General features: G+C 65.9%; 15 protein-coding genes. 9 read left to right on the forward strand and 6 right to left on the reverse strand.

The features are described from left to right. Genes wecB through BM269_RS06585 form a run of 5 tightly spaced genes read right to left on the reverse strand, consistent with a single transcriptional unit; the run spans position 1 to position 6244 of the window. Complete coding sequence (gene wecB, locus BM269_RS06565; protein WP_090436204.1) at positions 1–1131, reverse strand: non-hydrolyzing UDP-N-acetylglucosamine 2-epimerase; 1131 nt, start codon at positions 1129–1131, stop codon at positions 1–3. Further along, complete coding sequence (locus BM269_RS06570; protein ID WP_090436205.1) at positions 1128–2165, reverse strand: XrtA/PEP-CTERM system-associated ATPase; 1038 nt, start codon at positions 2163–2165, stop codon at positions 1128–1130. The genes wecB and BM269_RS06570 overlap by 4 nt, the downstream gene beginning before the upstream one ends. 16 nt (positions 2166–2181) lie before the next feature. After that, entirely contained in the window at positions 2182–3738 is a 1557-nt protein-coding gene (locus BM269_RS06575) for a TIGR03016 family PEP-CTERM system-associated outer membrane protein (protein WP_170860294.1), read from the reverse strand. Next, positions 3731–4690, reverse strand: coding sequence for an XrtA-associated tyrosine autokinase (locus tag BM269_RS06580; RefSeq protein ID WP_170860295.1), 960 nt, complete (start codon positions 4688–4690; stop codon positions 3731–3733). Before BM269_RS06580 ends, BM269_RS06575 begins: the two co-directional genes overlap by 8 nt. A gap of 27 nt (positions 4691–4717) precedes the next feature. Continuing rightward, positions 4718–6244, reverse strand: a complete 1527-nt coding sequence (locus tag BM269_RS06585) for an XrtA system polysaccharide chain length determinant (RefSeq protein WP_090436207.1) — start codon at positions 6242–6244, stop codon at positions 4718–4720. A gap of 190 nt (positions 6245–6434) precedes the next feature. Between BM269_RS06585 and BM269_RS06590 the strand changes: the two genes are divergently transcribed. The 9 genes from BM269_RS06590 to BM269_RS06630 all read left to right on the forward strand — a co-directional run bounded on the left by BM269_RS06590 (position 6435) and on the right by BM269_RS06630 (position 14350). After that, positions 6435–7208: a S1 family peptidase gene (locus BM269_RS06590; RefSeq protein ID WP_090436208.1), complete on the forward strand. Its 774-nt coding sequence runs from the start codon at positions 6435–6437 to the stop codon at positions 7206–7208. Positions 7209–7278: 70 nt separating this feature from the next. Further along, positions 7279–7902, forward strand: a complete 624-nt coding sequence (locus BM269_RS06595) for an XrtA/PEP-CTERM system exopolysaccharide export protein (RefSeq protein ID WP_090436209.1) — start codon at positions 7279–7281, stop codon at positions 7900–7902. Between the two features lie 220 nt (positions 7903–8122). After that, positions 8123–8776 (forward strand): hypothetical protein, encoded by a 654-nt coding sequence (locus BM269_RS06600; protein ID WP_090436210.1) that lies wholly within the window; start codon positions 8123–8125, stop codon positions 8774–8776. Beyond that, positions 8776–9009, forward strand: a complete 234-nt coding sequence (locus BM269_RS06605; RefSeq protein ID WP_090436211.1) for a hypothetical protein — start codon at positions 8776–8778, stop codon at positions 9007–9009. Before BM269_RS06600 ends, BM269_RS06605 begins: the two co-directional genes overlap by 1 nt. After that, positions 9003–9917 carry an HprK-related kinase A gene (locus tag BM269_RS06610; protein WP_090436212.1) on the forward strand — a complete coding sequence of 305 codons (915 nt, stop codon included), beginning with the start codon at positions 9003–9005 and terminating at the stop codon, positions 9915–9917. Before BM269_RS06605 ends, BM269_RS06610 begins: the two co-directional genes overlap by 7 nt. Next, positions 9907–11019: a nucleotidyltransferase domain-containing protein gene (locus BM269_RS06615; protein ID WP_090436213.1), complete on the forward strand. Its 1113-nt coding sequence runs from the start codon at positions 9907–9909 to the stop codon at positions 11017–11019. The genes BM269_RS06610 and BM269_RS06615 overlap by 11 nt, the downstream gene beginning before the upstream one ends. 63 nt (positions 11020–11082) lie before the next feature. After that, a complete protein-coding gene (locus tag BM269_RS06620; RefSeq protein WP_090436214.1) occupies positions 11083–11931 on the forward strand; it encodes a lytic transglycosylase domain-containing protein in 849 nt (282 codons plus the stop codon). 12 nt (positions 11932–11943) lie between these two features. Beyond that, a complete protein-coding gene (locus BM269_RS06625; protein WP_090436215.1) occupies positions 11944–13569 on the forward strand; it encodes a GMC oxidoreductase in 1626 nt (541 codons plus the stop codon). Beyond that, complete coding sequence (locus tag BM269_RS06630; RefSeq protein ID WP_090436216.1) at positions 13556–14350, forward strand: SDR family NAD(P)-dependent oxidoreductase; 795 nt, start codon at positions 13556–13558, stop codon at positions 14348–14350. Before BM269_RS06625 ends, BM269_RS06630 begins: the two co-directional genes overlap by 14 nt. A 54-nt stretch (positions 14351–14404) precedes the next feature. Here BM269_RS06630 and pepA read toward each other — a convergent pair whose 3' ends face one another. After that, positions 14405–15301: a flocculation-associated PEP-CTERM protein PepA gene (gene pepA, locus BM269_RS29635; RefSeq protein WP_211482667.1), complete on the reverse strand. Its 897-nt coding sequence runs from the start codon at positions 15299–15301 to the stop codon at positions 14405–14407. Positions 15302–15357: the final 56 nt, after the last annotated feature.

Genomic DNA, 15357 nt, shown 5'->3' on the forward strand with positions numbered 1-15357 from the left:
TCAGCCCCGCGCCTTCAGCCAGTCCAGCACGATGGCGGCAATGCGCTCGGCGGCGCGGCCGTCCCAGAAGTGCGGAATGCGGCCGGCCTTGCCGGCGCCGGCCAGTTGCGCCTCGTATGCCGCCATGATGCGCGCCGGGTCGTTGCCGGCGATGGTATTGGTGCCTTCGTCGACCGTGATCGGGCGCTCGGTGTTGTTGCGCAGCGTGATGCACGGCGTGCCCAGCGCGGTAGTCTCTTCCTGGATACCGCCCGAGTCGGTCAGCACCACGCGCGCATCCTTCATCAGGCCCAGCATCTCCAGGTAGCCCATCGGCGGCAGCAGCAGCACTTCCGGCCGGTCCAGCAGGTGGCTCAGGCCGAACTTTTCGATGGTGGCGCGGGTGCGCGGGTGCACCGGGAAGATCACCGGCGTGCGTTCGGCAATCCTGGCCGCGCTTTCCAGCAAGCCTTGCAACACGGCCTTGTCGTCCACGTTCGATGGGCGGTGCAAGGTCATCACGGCGTATTCGCCCTTGCCGGCCTTGAAGTCCGCACGTCCGGCATCGGCCGCGATGCGCGGCGCCGGAATGGCGCGTGCCAGGTTCGCGCGCAGGGTATCGATCATGACATTGCCGACGAAGTGCACGCGCCCGGCGCCGATGCCCTCCTTGGCCAGGTTGTCGGCGCCGCTTTCCTCGGTGGTGAACAGCAGGTCGGACAACTGGTCGGTCAGCACCCGGTTGATTTCCTCCGGCATGGCGCGGTCGAAGCTGCGCAAGCCCGCTTCCACGTGGATCACCGGCACGCCCTTCTTGGCCGCCACCAGCGCGCAGGCGATGGTGGAATTGACGTCGCCCACCACCAGCACGGCGGCCGGCTGCACTTCATCCATGGCCGGCTCGAAGCGCTTCATCACTTCCGCGGTCTGCTGCGCGTGGCTGCCGGAGCCGACTTCCAGGTTGATGTCCGGGCTGGGAATGCCCAGTGCATCGAAGTACTGCTGGTTCATGGCCACGTCGTAGTGCTGGCCGGTGTGCACCAGCAGCGCCTCGACCTGCGGTTTCAACTGGGCGAAGGCAGCCATGATGGGTGCCATCTTCATGAAATTGGGCCGTGCGCCGACGACGCACAGGATACGCAAGGCACTCATTCGTTGCTGTCCTGGTGGATGTTGTAAGACGAAGGTGAACGCACGATCTTCTTCAGGATCGTCAGCACCGATACCAGGGACTTTTCGACCCGCATCATGCGTTCGTCCAGCACGGCGGGGTACTGGCCGCCGAACATGGTTGCCGCTTCCATGTCGTGGGCGGCGCCGTTGCCAGCCGTCGGCGCGCCGCCATCGCCCGCGGCGGAGGCCGGCGGCGGCTGGAATTCCTGCTGGATGTCGCGGATCACCGTGTCGACGTCGGTATCGGTGAACTCTTGCATCTCTTCCAGGAAGCCCATCAGCAGCAGGCGGTCCATCAAATGGTTGGTCTTGCGCGGAATGCCGCCGGTGTACTGGAACACGGCGCCATAGGCGGCCGGCGTCAGGTGCGGGTTGCCGCTCCAGCCGACCGTGCGCATGCGATGCTCGATATAGGCATTGCTTTCGCTGCTGTCCATCGGGCCCAGGTGGTAGGTCGCGATGACGCGCTGGCGCAACTGCGACATGCCGGGGCTGTGCAGGGTGGCGCGGAACTCCGGCTGGCCCAGCAGGAAGGTCTGGAGCAGCGACTTCTGGTCGGTCTGGAAATTGGACAGCATGCGCAATTCTTCCACCACTTTCGGCGTCAGGTTCTGCGCTTCGTCAACCACCAGCAGCGCGCGCTTGCCGTCCTGCTCGCATTGGCGCAGGAACACTTCCAGGCGGCCCAGCAGCGTGGTCTTGCTGGCCGCGTCTTCGCACGGCAGGCCGAAGCCGCCCACCACGCCGCGCAGCACATCGTCGGAATTGAGGTGGGTATTGACCAGGTGGCAGGTGACGATCTTGTCCGACGCGATCTGGTTGAACAGGTTGCGCACCAGGGTGGTCTTGCCGGCCCCGACTTCGCCGGTGATGACGATGAATCCCTCGCCCTGCGACAGGCCGTATTCAAGGTAAGCCATGGCCCGTTTATGGCCTTTGCTGCCGAAGAAGAAATGCGGGTCGGGCCGCAGGCGGAAGGGCTTGTCGCTCAGCCCGTAGTAGCTTTCATACATGGGAAGACCTTGATGCTTAGAATCTGGTTGTCAGAGTCGCGGACACGGCGTTTTCCGTGTAGTTCTGGCCGCCCAGCCCGAGCGAACCGCGCACGTGGCGCAATTCCACGGTAGCGCTGGTGCGCTTGGTATACGTCCGCGCCAGGTTGAGCCGCAGGTCGCGATGCCTGGTGCTGCGCGCATCGCTCAACGATTTGACGTTCATCGCATTGCCGATCAGGGTTGCCACGGTTTGCGCCCCGGGCCGGTAGCTGATGCTGGCCATGGCGCCCAGCTGCTCGGTATTGTCGTTCAGGGTCGCCAGGGAACTGCCCAGCAGCACACTGTCGACCTGCTGGCTCGACAGCATCTGGCGTTTGTTCTGGAACACGCTGACCGTGGTGGTGGTGCGCGCCAGCTGCCAGGCCATGCCCGCGTTTAACTGCTTGTTCAGCGAATAGCGGTTGCTCAGGAAGTTGACGCTGGTGGCCAGCGAGGGCGGCAAACCTGCCGACTGGATATAGGCTTGCACCGCGGCAGCGCGCAGCAGCGCGTCCGGAATCTGGGCGCGGAACAGGTTGTCCAGCATGGCGGCCGTATCGATCGCCTGCGGCAGCACGAACTGGCTGCGCGTCGAGTTGACGGAATCGGTGTAATTGATGTTCCACACCGTGCCGCGGCTGCGGTGCTGCAGCGCCAGGCTGTAGCTGGGGCCATAGAAGCGGTGGCCGGCGGTGGCCTGCACCGAGGTGCGGGCCGATGGCGTCCACTGCAGCGAGCCGCCGTAGGCCGCGCCCGATTGCGCCCCGCCCACGCCGCTGAAATCATAGCTGTCGTAGCCGCCGTACAGGCCGAGGTTGAGCTGTGGCGTGGCTGCATAGCGCAGGTTGAGGTTGGCCGCCTTGGAACTGGTGCTTTGCTGGCGCTCGCCGCCGCCGATGACCGGCAACTGCTCGTCGATCACCGAGCGCGACGCCATGGCATCCCAGCCAAAGCGGCGGAAGGTCGGTCCGCTGGCCAGCAGCGCGCTGATGGTATTGCCATCGCTGCGGCGCATGCCGGCGTTGTCGGTGCTGACCGAGTCGTGCGAATAGCGCAGCTGGCCATTGGCAAACGCGCCGAAGCGGTGCACCAGGTAAGGGCTGATGCGGTAGGTGCGCACCTCGGTGCGGTTGGTGCTCACGTAGTCGTTGCCGGCCTGCAGCGGTCCGAAGGCCGACGTGGCTTGCTGGTGGATGCCGGTCTGGGCATCGAGGAACAGCAGGTCGTCGACCAGGCGCGACTTGAGCAGGCCGTTCAAGTTCTGGTTGTGGCGCTGGGCCCCATTGCGCCGCGCGCCGGCATACTCGTACACGCTCAGCGAATAATCGAAGCTGAGGTCAAACCGCTGCGAATGGTTGAGCAACTGGAAGCCCGGCGTGAGTTGCAGGACCCACCCGCTTTCGGCCCGGTCGCCGGCTTGCAGGCCGACATTATCGGAATACGTGGCGCGCGCGGCGGCGGTCGGCGTGAAATCCCACGCGGCGTGCGCCGGAAAGGCCGCCGCCAAGCCTGCTGCCAGCGGCAGCAGGGCCAGGCGGCTGCGCTTAGCCATAGTGATAGTCATAGGTCTCGGTACCCGGGAATTCACGCGACTTGTTGTAGATCAGGTTGACGTTGCTCAAGCCTTCCAGCTGGCGCAGCGATTCCTTGACCGCGTGCTGGGTGGTGCGCTCCGATTCCACCACCATCACGATCTGGCCCATATTCGAGGCCAGCACATGCGATTCTGACGTCAGCAGCAGCGGCGGCGAATCGAAGATCACGATACGGTCCGGGTAGCGGTTCGCGATCTCATTGACCAGGTTTTTCATCATGTGCGAGGCCAGCAGCTCGGTGGCACGCGGCGAGCTGGTGCCGGCTGGCAGGATCGACAGGGTATTGACATTGGTGCGCAGCATCACGTCGGCCATGTCGACACTGTCGTCCAGCAAGATGTCCATCAGGCCGCGCTGGGCCGGCAAGCCCAGCGTGCGCAGCACCGACGGCCGCGCCACGTCGGCGTCGACCAGCAACACGGTGTGGTCCAGTTCCATGGCAATGCTCATCGCCAGGTTGATGGCGCAGAAGGTCTTGCCTTCGCCGGGCAGCGAACTGGTGATCATGATCAGGTTGCCCGGGTTGTCGCCCTGCTTGCGGGCGGCAAAGGCGCGCTTGATCAGCGGGCGCTTGATGATGCGGAAATCCTCCACCAGCGCGGTGCGGCCGCCGGCGGCAGTGACCAGGCCGGACTCGTGCATGCGCATCAGGTCCAGTTCCACGGTATGGGTGGTACGGCGGCTGGCATCGCCGTGCGGCTGCAGGGTGGCCAGCGTCGGCATCACGGGCGCCGCGGCCGCGGCGGGGGTAGCAGCTTGGGCAGCAGCGGGCGCCGCGGCAGCCGGGGCCGCGTGGGCTGCTTCCGCTACCGGAGCCGCGGCCGGTGCCGGAGGGATGGTGGCTTCGGCTGCGGCGTCGGCAGGACGCGCTTGCCCGAGGCGGTTGGCGGCTTTTTCGATAATGCTCACTTGAAGACTCCCTGGGTGTTGCGCAGCTCAGGCGGCGCGCAGCAAGGTAACGGTAATGACACCGCCAAATGCGGTCAGCAGCGAGGCCACGGCCAAGCCGAAGGCATACAGCCGGCGCCGGCGCGAAGAGCGCTGCTGCTCGGTCCAGTTCATGCCGATGGTGCCGAGAATCGGCACCCCGGTGACTTCACGCAAGCTGTGCTGGCTGAGGAAGGTCGGACGCACCTGGCTCATCAGGAACGCACCGCCCAGGCCGGCCAGCAGGGCAGCCACGAACACGATCGAGTAAAAGCGTGCGCGGTTCGGGCCGGTCGGGGTTTGCGGCACGATCGGCGGGTCGATCACGCGGAAGCTCATCATGTCGGTCGCCGAGCTCAGATCGCCGGACAGCTTGGCCGCTTCGCGGCGCTGCACCAGCTTTTCATAGTTTTCCTTGTTGATCGAGTAGTCGCGGTTGAGCTGTGCCAGCTGCGCCTCGACTTCCGGCGCCGCCGTGCTCTGCGAGCGCATGCGGTCCATGCGCGCCGAATACTCGCCGACGCGGGCCTTGAGCGATGCCACGCGCGCTTCTTCCACCGACAGCGCGACGTTCATCTGCTGCAGCATCGGGCTGTAGCCGGCGCCCGGATCGCCGCTCTTGGCCGCCTTCTTCGCCTCGTCCTTCTTGCGTTGCTGCAGGTTGGCAATCAGGCGCTTGGACGACACGATGTCCGGATGCTCTTCGGTGTACTGCATGCGCAGGCTGTCAAGCTGCTTCTCCAGCGTCGAGATGCGGCCATCGATTTCCGGATTGGCGATGTTGGTGGCGTCGGCTGCCGGCGCCATGTCTTCCCCGGCGATCTGGCGCTTGATGGCATTGCGCGCCTGTTCGGCTTCCAGCAATTCCAGGCGCGCCTGGTTCAGCTTTTCCGACAGGTCGCCCAGGTTGCTCGAGTAATCGGTGCCCTGGCGCGGCAGCAAGCCCATATGGCGGATCTTGAATTCCTTCAGCGCATTTTCGCCGGCGGCCAGGCGCTCCTCGTACATCTTGATCTGGTCGTCGATGAACTGCACGGCCTTTTCCGAATCCTGCTTCTTGCCGCCGAAGGAGCCTTCCACAAAGATGGTCAGCAGCGACTGCACCACGTCCTTGCCCAGCTTGGGATTCTCATTGTTGTAGGAGATGGTGTAGATGTCGTCGCGTTCGGTACCGATCACCTTGATCGCGCCCATCAGCTCATCGACCTGACGCTCGTGTTCCTTGCCATCCTTGGCCTTGATGTCCAGGTCCACCATGCGCAGCACGCGCTCCACATTGGGGCGGCTGATCAGGGTGCGGCGCATGAACATCACTTGCTGCTCGACGTTGGGGGTGGTGGTCATGCCCGACATCAGCGGCTTCAGGATACTCTGGGTATCGACATACACCCGGGCCGACGCCTGGTAATCGTTGGGCAGGCGGTACACCACCGCCCAGCCGATCACTGCCACCAGCCAAGCGATTGCCACGGCATACCAGCGGTATTTCCCGATTGCTTTAAGAAAGGTCAACAGCAATGCCAAAATCTCTGCCATCTCGATCACTCATCCCTGGTTAGGCAGGCAAACTGTCGCAATGCCCACATCTAATATTGCCTAAATAACATCTAATCTCTATCATACAGCAGAACGCGCTGGCTGTTACTATTAATTTATGTCTGTTGCGCACTGCTGACGAAAAGAATTTAACATTTCCCTATAGCAATTCACCACTTTTGGAGGCGGCATGCTCAAGCTGATTTCACTATTCCTGGCCGCCTGCCTGGCCTGCGCCAGCCCGCTGGCCGGGGCCGCGCCGCTGCCGCGCACGATTGCCGCCGTCAAACCCAGCGTGGTCGGCATCGGCACCTTCAACCGCACGCGCAGTCCCGCCATCGTATTCCATGCCACCGGCTTTGTGGTGGGTGACGGATTATCGGTCATCACCAATGCGCACGCGGTGACGGCACTCGATTCGGAAAAACTGGAAACCCTGGGCGTGGTGACCGGCAAGGGCGACCAGCTGCAGTTTCGCGAAGCCAGCGTGGTGACCATCGACCGCGCGCACGACCTGGTGCACCTGCGCCTGAAGGGCGCGCCCTTGCCGGCCCTGGCCCTGGGCAGCAGCGAGATGCTGGACGAAGGCAGCGACCTGGTGTTTACCGGCTACCCGCTGGGCATCCTGCTGGGCCTGAACCCGGTCACCCACCGCGCCTTGCTGGCGGCGCAAACGCCCGCCATCCTGCCGACCCCGAGTTCGCGCGGCCTCAATCCGCGCGCCGTGCTGCAGCTCCAGCGTGGCGCGCCGTTCACGATTTACCAGCTCGACGGTACAGCCTACCCCAGCAATAGCGGCAGCCCCGTGTATGATCCGGAAACCGGCGCCGTGGTGGCCGTGATTAATATGACCCTGGTCAAGGGCATGAAGGAAAGCGCGATCACCGCCCCGAGCGGCATCAGCTACGCCATCCCGGTGCGCCACGTGCATGAACTGCTGCAACAGGGCGGGGCACAAAAATAGCAAGGTAAAATAGCAAGACTCGTGATATAACAGGCAATGCCAAAAAGCAAACAAGGAGAATAATGTGAATATGCAAACCAAGCTGGCCCGCGTGCTGGCCGCGAGTGCCGTCGTGTTCGGCGCACTGGGCCTGGGCGGCTGCTCCACGCCCCATGGCGGAGCCCCGTCGGACGCCGGCGCCGTGCCGCAAACCGACTACCTGATCGGCCCGGGCGACAACCTGAGCATCATCGTCTGGCGCAATCCGGAAGTGTCGCAGGTGGTGCCGGTGCGCCCGGACGGCAAGATCACCACGCCGCTGGTGGAAGACTTGCCGGCCAGCGGCAAGACCTCGACCGAGCTGGCGCGCGATATCGAAAAAGCGCTGGCCAAGTTCATCCAGCAACCGGTGGTCACGGTCATCGTCACCGGCTTCGTCGGCACGTATGGCGAGCAGATCCGCGTGATCGGCCAGGCCGCCAAGCCGCAATCGCTGCCTTACCGGCGCGATATGTCGATCCTGGACGTGATGATTGCCGTGGGCGGGGTCACGGAGTTTGCCGCCGGCAACAAGGCCAGCATCATCCGCCAGGTCGACGGCAAGCAGCAGCAATTCACCGTGCGCTTGAACGACTTGATCAAGGATGGCGATATTTCGGCCAATGTGCCGATGCGCCCCGGCGATATTCTGGTAATTCCGGAGAGCTTCTTCTAGACTGGAAGTACCAATTCGATAGTTTCCTGTAGGTGTCGAAAATTCTTACAGTTCAAGATAAGATAGGCGGTTGGGGGGCGTGAGCGCCCCCCTTGGTCTAGCTAAGCACCTGATTTTCCAGCAATTCCATAGGTGAAACTCGTATCTGGAACGGTACTTGCTTCTTCACTAAGTATCACGGGCGGCAACGCTGCCCTTCTTAATTCGCAAGGACGACGACGTGGCCATTGAACAACAGCCAGGCAAGCAACTGAGCGCACAAGGCGCTGCGCGCCGCCGCTTCACACGCGCCGGTGCCGCCGCATCCGGCGTGCTCCTGACCCTGCACAGCCAACCTGGCATGGCTGCGGTGGTGTGCGCCGGCCCTTCGGGTTTCCAGTCCGGCCTGGTCAGCGCTCGCCCCAACGATCCGGGCGCCTGCGCCGGCAAATCGCCAGGCGCATGGAAGAATACCGATCCGGCGCCGGACAGCAGCAGCACCGGCAAGGGCGGCAAAGGAGGCGGCAAGGGCGGTGGCAAGAATCCGACCCCGTCGCCGCTGCCGGACAAGGTGTGGCCGGCCGGCGCCTTGCCGACCGATAAGTTCCGTAGCGTATTCACCTGCACGCTGGAGATGAACAACAGCTACGGTTCGGACAATTGCACCCTGGACTACATCCTGGGCAACGAACCGACCTTCGACAAATACAAGCTGGGCGCCCACCTGGTGGCGGCTTACCTGAACGTGCTGGCCGGCCTGTCCAGTTTCCAGACCGTGCCGATGCTGCAAAACATCTGGAACGAGCTGCGCGACACCGGCCACTTCACCCCGACTGCCGGCGTGCAGTGGGATGCCAAGCAAGTGGTCGACTACCTGTCCGGTACCATGGGTTGATGCCGCAGCAGTGGCAACTGGTGGCAGGCCAGTCTCTGCTGCATCGCAGCTGGGACGGCCAGGTCGTGCTGTACAACGAAGTGTCCGGCGCCACCCACCTGCTGGACCAGGCTACCCTCGATTTGCTGCACGCCTTGCGCGCGGGCGACCTCGCGCCCGAAGACTGGGCCGACGCTGAGCTCCAGCTGGCCTTGGCCGGCTTGCGCAAACTCTACCTGGTGGAACCATGCTGACCGTGGCATCGTTGGCGCCGGGAGCGCTGCAGGCGCGCCTGGCGGGTGACGGCCTGCGCCTGCGCACCGGCCGCTTTGCGGTGCGGCTGCAGGCCGACATGCCGAGCGTGGCGGCCGGCATCGGCCAGTTGTACGGCGACTACCCCTTGCTGCAGGACAGCGATTTCGCCGATTTCCACCTGCAGTTGCGGCGCCCCCGTTCGGCGCGCCGCTGGCTGCGCCCGCAAGTGCGGCTGCATTGCGACGGCTACGAGATGTTCCAGCCGATGCCGCTGCAGCATGCCTTCCCCATGTTCGAATGGGGCTTGAACTGGTGCGTGTCGAGCCGCGCCCACCGCTACCTGATCGTGCACGCCGCCGTGCTGGAACGCCAGGGCCGCGCCGTCATCCTGCCGGCCCCGCCAGGCTCGGGCAAGAGCACGCTGACGGCCGCCCTGTGCGGCAAGGGTGGCTGGCGCCTGCTGTCCGACGAGCTGACCCTGCTCGAACTCGATACCGGCCTGGTGGTGCCCAACCCGCGCCCGGTCAGCCTGAAGAATGCCTCCATCGACATCATCCGCGCCTACCTGCCCGATGCCGTGCTGAGCACGCCCGTGCACGACACCAGCAAGGGCACCGTGGCCCATATGCGCGCGCCGGGCGATGCCGTGGCGCGCGCCGCCGACTGCGCCCGGCCGGCCTGGATCGTATTCCCGCACTACAGCGCCGGCGCCGCCACCACGCTGGAACCGCTTGCGCGCGCCGCCACTTTCATGGAACTGGCCGGCAACAGCTTCAACTACAGCGTGCTGGGGGCGGCCGGCTTCCACGCCCTGGGCCGCCTGATCGAGCAGGCGGCCGGCTTCCGCTTCCGCTATAGTGCGCTGGATGAAGCCCTGGACACCTTTGCCCGACTGCATGAAAGCTGAGCTGCCGCTCCTGCTGCGCGCCCTGCGCGCGCCGCAGCAGCTGGCCGCCCTGCCGCCCGCGGACTGGGACCTGCTGCTGCGCCAGGCCGCCAATGCCAACCTCAGCGCCACCCTGCACGACTGGCTGGCGCAGCACGGCGTGCTGGCGCAGGCCCTGCCCCAGGCGCGCGAGCAATTGTCCTGGGCCGCCGTGATGGCGCGCCGCCACCGCCAGGCCACCTACTGGGAAATCCGCCTGATCGGCAAGGCGCTGGCCGGGCTCGGCGTGCCGCTGCTGCTGTTGAAAGGCGGGGCCTATGCCGCCGCCGGCTTGCCGCCCGCCGCCGGCCGCCTGTTTTCCGACATCGACATCCTGGTGCCGGAAGACAGCCTGCCGCAAGTGGAAGCGGCCCTGATGCGCCACGGCTGGGTCGGCACGCACCACGACAGCTACGACCAGCGCTATTACCGCGAATGGATGCACGAGCTGCCGCCGATGATGCATGTGCTGCGCCAGACCGCCATCGACGTGCACCACACCATCCTGCCGCGCAGCGCCGCCCAGCGCCCCGATGCGCGCCTGTTGCGTGCCGCCGCCCGGCCGCTGGCGGGCGAGGGCGAGGCCGCGGCAGCCGGGGTCGCCATCCTGGCGCCGCTGGACATGGTGCTGCACAGCGCCACCCACCTGTTTGCCGACGGCGAGTTCGACAAGGGCTTGCGCGACCTGTGGGACTTGCACTGCCTGCTCACCCATTTCGGCCGGCATGAGCCCGGCTTCTGGGAAGCGCTGCCGGCGCGCGCGCGCCAGCACCAGTTGCAGCGCTTCATGTTCTATGGCTTGCGCTACAGCGCCATGCTGCTCGGCACCGAGGTGCCGCCGGCCACCATGGCCGCCATGGCAGCCGATGCGCCGCCGCCCCTGCTGCTGGCCGGGATGGATGCGCTGTTGACGCGCGCGCTGCTGCCGCATCACCCCAGCTGCCGCGGCGCCGGCAGCGCCGTGGCCGACTTCCTGCTGTATGTGCGCGGCAACTGGCTGCGCATGCCGCCGCTGCGCCTGGCGCGCCACCTGTTCCATAAGGCATTTTTGACACCCAAAAACTCGCAGGGCGCGGCCGCATAACGGCAGCAACTGCCAGCGCCGTCCAGCTACAATTGCCGGGTACTCGCTTTGCACGGAGCAGGCATGCGATTCCTTGCCATCGTGGCGGCCAGCCTGCTGGCCCACGCTGCCGGCGCGCAGAACGCCGCCACCCTGTATGACCAAGCGCAGCGCCTGGAACACGGCGAAGGCGTGGTGCGCGACCTGGACCAGGCGGCCGCGCTGTACTGCCGCGCCGCCCGGCTGGGCGCGCCCGACGCCCAGTATGCGCTGGGCTGGATGTATGCCAACGGCCGCGGCGTGGGGCATGACGATGGCGTGGCCTGGCGCCTGTTCGGGCTGGCAGCCGAGCAGGGCAACGCGGCTGGCCTGCGCATGCAGGCGCTGCTGCCTGCCGCCCCCGGCGCGGCGCTGCCGGCCTGCATGGCGCCCGACCCGGCGCTCGAACTCGACCTCGCCTTGCCGCTGCCCGATTACAGCGCCGCCACGCCGCGATTGCGCGCCCTGGTCGACAAGCTGGCACCCGAATACCAGATCGAGCCGGCCCTGGCGCTGGCCGTCATCGCCGTCGAGTCCGGCTTCCGGCACACCGCCGTGTCGCCCAAGGATGCGCGCGGGCTGATGCAACTGATCCCCGCCACCGCGGCGCGCTTTTGCGTGCTGGACGCCTTCAATCCGGAACAGAACCTGCGCGGCGGCCTGGCTTACCTGCGCTGGCTGCTGGCGCGCTACAGCGGCGACGTCACGCTGGCCACCGCCGCCTACAATGCCGGCGAACAGGCGGTCGACCAGTACCGTGGCGTGCCGCCGTACGATGAAACGCGGGCCTACGTGCGGCGGATCGGCAAGCTGTACGGTAAAACCCTGCATCCGATTGCGGCCGCCGTGCCGCAACGCTGCGTGCGCCAGATGGCAATTCGATCACGCCGGTGATATGCTTGCCCGATGGAATGGGACGCGATCATCATCGGCACCGGCATGGGCGGCGCGCCACTCGGCTATGCGCTGGCAAAGGCCGGGCAACGCGTGCTGTTCCTGGAAAAGGGCAAGTCCCAGCTGCGGCCCGGCGCACTGACCAACAGCTACGCCGAAACCCATTTCCCGGCGCCCGCCGCGCCCGGCCCGCAGCACCGCGCCACGCTGCAGCGCGCCGGCCGCTACAGCGACACCATCCGCACCAACGCCGGCCCGCGCACCCAGCATTTCGTGCCCTTCATCGGCAGCGGCACCGGCGGCTCCAGCGCGCTGTACGGCATGGTGCTGGAACGTTTTTTCCCGGCCGATTTCGCGCCGCGCGCCCAGCATCCCGGCGCGGCCGACGCCGCGCTGCCGGCCGCCTGGCCGATCGGCTACGCGGCGCTGCTGCCGCATTACGCGGAAGCGGAACAACTGTTCCGCGTGCGCGGCACGCCCGACCCGCTGCGCGCCGACCCCGGTGGCGACTGGGCGGCGCACTTCCGCGCGCCGCCGCCGCTGACGCCGGCCGCCGGCGAACTGTTCGCCTTCTTCGCGCAGCGCGCCTTGCATCCCTACCGCTTGCCGCTGGCCTGTGAATTTGTCGACGGCTGCGCGGCCTGCCAGGGCTATCTCTGCGACCGCGCGTGCAAGAACGACGCCAGCCGCGTCTGCCTGCAACCGGCCCTGGCGCAGCATGGCGCGACCCTGATGGATGAATGCGAAGTGGTGCAGCTGGAAGCCACGCGCGCAGCGGTGACGGGCGTGGTGTGCGAGCAGCGCGGCCAGCGCCTGACCTTGCGCGGCAAGCAGGTCTTCCTGGCCGCCGGTGCGCTGGAAACGCCGCGCCTGCTGCTGCAGTCGCGCTCCGCCCACTGGCCGCAAGGCCTGGCCAACGATTCCGGCCTGGTGGGGCGCAACCTGATGCGCCACCACATCGACCTGTACCTGATCAAGCCCAACACGCCAGCCGGTTTCGACAACCGGCAAAAGGAATTCGGCTTCAACGATTTCTACCAGCGCGACGGCATCAAGCTCGGCTCGGTGCAGTCGTTTGGCCGCCTGCCGCCGGTGCCGGTGCTGGCCGCCTCGATGGCCGACGATATCCGGCAAGGCGCCCTGCCCTGGCTGGCACCCTTGTTCACGCTGGCGCAGCCGGTGCTGCGCCCCGTCCTCAAGCAGTTCGTGCACGAGCGCCTGGTGCTGGCCACCACGCTGGAAGACTTGCCGTACGCCGACAACCGCGTCACCCCGGCCAGCGGCGATGCGCGCCTGGCGCTCGACTACCGCGTGCGCCCGCACGATGCGGCGCGCATCGCCGCCATGCGCCGCCTGATGAAGGACGCGCTCAAGCCGTATGCCTTCGACCTGGTGAAACAGGCCGACAACAACCAGCGCATCGCCCACGTGTGCGGCACCTGCCGCTTCGGCAGCGATCCGCGCAACAGCGTGCTCGACGCCAACAACCGCGCCCACGGCCTGTCCAACCTGTACGTGGTGGATGGCTCCTTCTTCCCGTCCAGCGGCGGGACCAATCCCAGCCTGACCATTGCCGCCAACGCCTTGCGCGTGGCACGCCACCTGACGGGAAAAGGACTTTACGATGATCAAGCTTGAAGACTTGCGCGGCCATTGGGCGCTGGTGACCGGCGCCTCCGGCGGCATCGGCGCCGCATTCGCGCACGAACTGGCGCGCAACGGCGTCAACGTGGTGCTGGTGGGGCGGCGCGCAGAACGCCTGCAGGAACTGGCCAAGCGCGTGGTGCACGAGCTGGGGGTGCAGGCCGAGGTGGTGCGCCTCGACCTGGCGCTGCCCGGTTCGGTGGGCCAGGTCAAGGCCCGGCTGGACGCGGCCGGCATCCGCATCCGCCTGCTGTGCAATATCGCCGGCATGGGACGCTGGAACCGCCTCGAGCATTGGGAGCTTAGCGATTACCGCGACATGATCGAGGTTAACAACCGCGCCATGGTGGAGATGTGCTACCACTTCCTGCCGGACCTGGCCTCTTACCCGAGCAGTGCGGTGATCAATGTGTCCTCACAGGCCAGCTACCAGCCGGTGCCGTATATGGCGGTGTATGCCGCTTCCAAGGCGTTCGTGCAAAGCTTCAGCCAGGCCCTGCACGGCGAATGGAAGGAACGCGGCATCCTGGTGCAGACCCTGGTGCCGGGGCCGACCGATACCGAGTTCGACGCCAAGGCCGGCGCCTATTCCAGTGCCCTGACCACGCGCGGCAGCACGGCGGAAGTGGTGAAGGCGTCGCTGGCCGGCCTGGCCAAGGGCGATCCGGTGGTGGCCTCCATCAAAGGCACCTACAAGCAGCGCTTCTTTGCCGGCCTGTTCCCGCACAGCATGGTGATCCGGGAAGTGGCCAAGATGTTCAAGCCGCCACAGTAAAACAAAAAGGGACGTACCCGAGGGTACGTCCCCATTCAACGGCCAGGTCGCGGATTAAGCGCGGCGGCGCAGGCGTGCCAGGCCCAGCAGGCCAATGCCCATCAACAGCATGGTGCCTGGTTCCGGTACGCGGGTGAAGCCGCTGTCGCCGTCCACCTTGAACATGATGTCGCCGCCCGGGCCAAACACCGGAAGCACGGTGGAGAACGGGTCGCCATTGTTGCTCGAACCGTTGCGGTGGAAGCCGGTGGTGGCTGCCGAACCGGCTGGATAGTTCAGGCTCGATTCGAAATCGACGCCAAAGATCAGGCTCATCACGCCTTCAAAGTAATCCGGGTTCACGAAGTCGCCTGGTTGCAGCATGCCGGCATGCAGCTTGGCGGAACCCTGGCCATTGTTCGGGCCAAACAGGGTGAACACGGACGAGTTGGAATCGATGGTCAGCAGCGCAACCATGATGCCGTCGTCGAAGCCCTGGCCGGTGGCGGTGTTGGCGTTACGCGCCGTATCGAAGTAGATCGCCACTTTGTTCGAGCCAGGCCCACCGCCCAGGCCGAAGGTGGCGGTCGGGCCGAAGGTGCCGGTCACCACTTCCGTCATCTTGGCAGCGATGGTGAATTCGAAGTCGCCAGTGGCGACGCCGTTGGCTTCGCCGTCCAGGCGGCCGCCCAGGTTCGGGGTGCCGGTACCGCCGTTCTTGCCGACCAGGGTCGACTGGTACAGGAATTCGAAGCTCTGGCCGACGGTCAGCGGGGTGCCGAACGGGCCGATGCCACGGGCCAGGCCGCTGCCGTTGGACGACCAGTCGAGGCGGTCCACATTGGAGGCCAGGGTATTACCCACGCCATCTTTGATGTTGAAGGGGGTGAGCACGTCTGCCTGGGCGGTACCAGCGGCGAACAGCATGCTGGCGACGGTAGCAAGCGGGAGCAGTTTGCGGAAAATCTTCATTGTTTTGACTCCTGGGTTAAAAAGGGCTGTCATGACCTTTTGCTGCTATCTGGCCT

The sequence above is a fragment of the Duganella sp. CF458 genome, from assembly GCF_900113115.1.
In the GTDB taxonomy this organism is placed as follows: domain Bacteria; phylum Pseudomonadota; class Gammaproteobacteria; order Burkholderiales; family Burkholderiaceae_D; genus Rugamonas.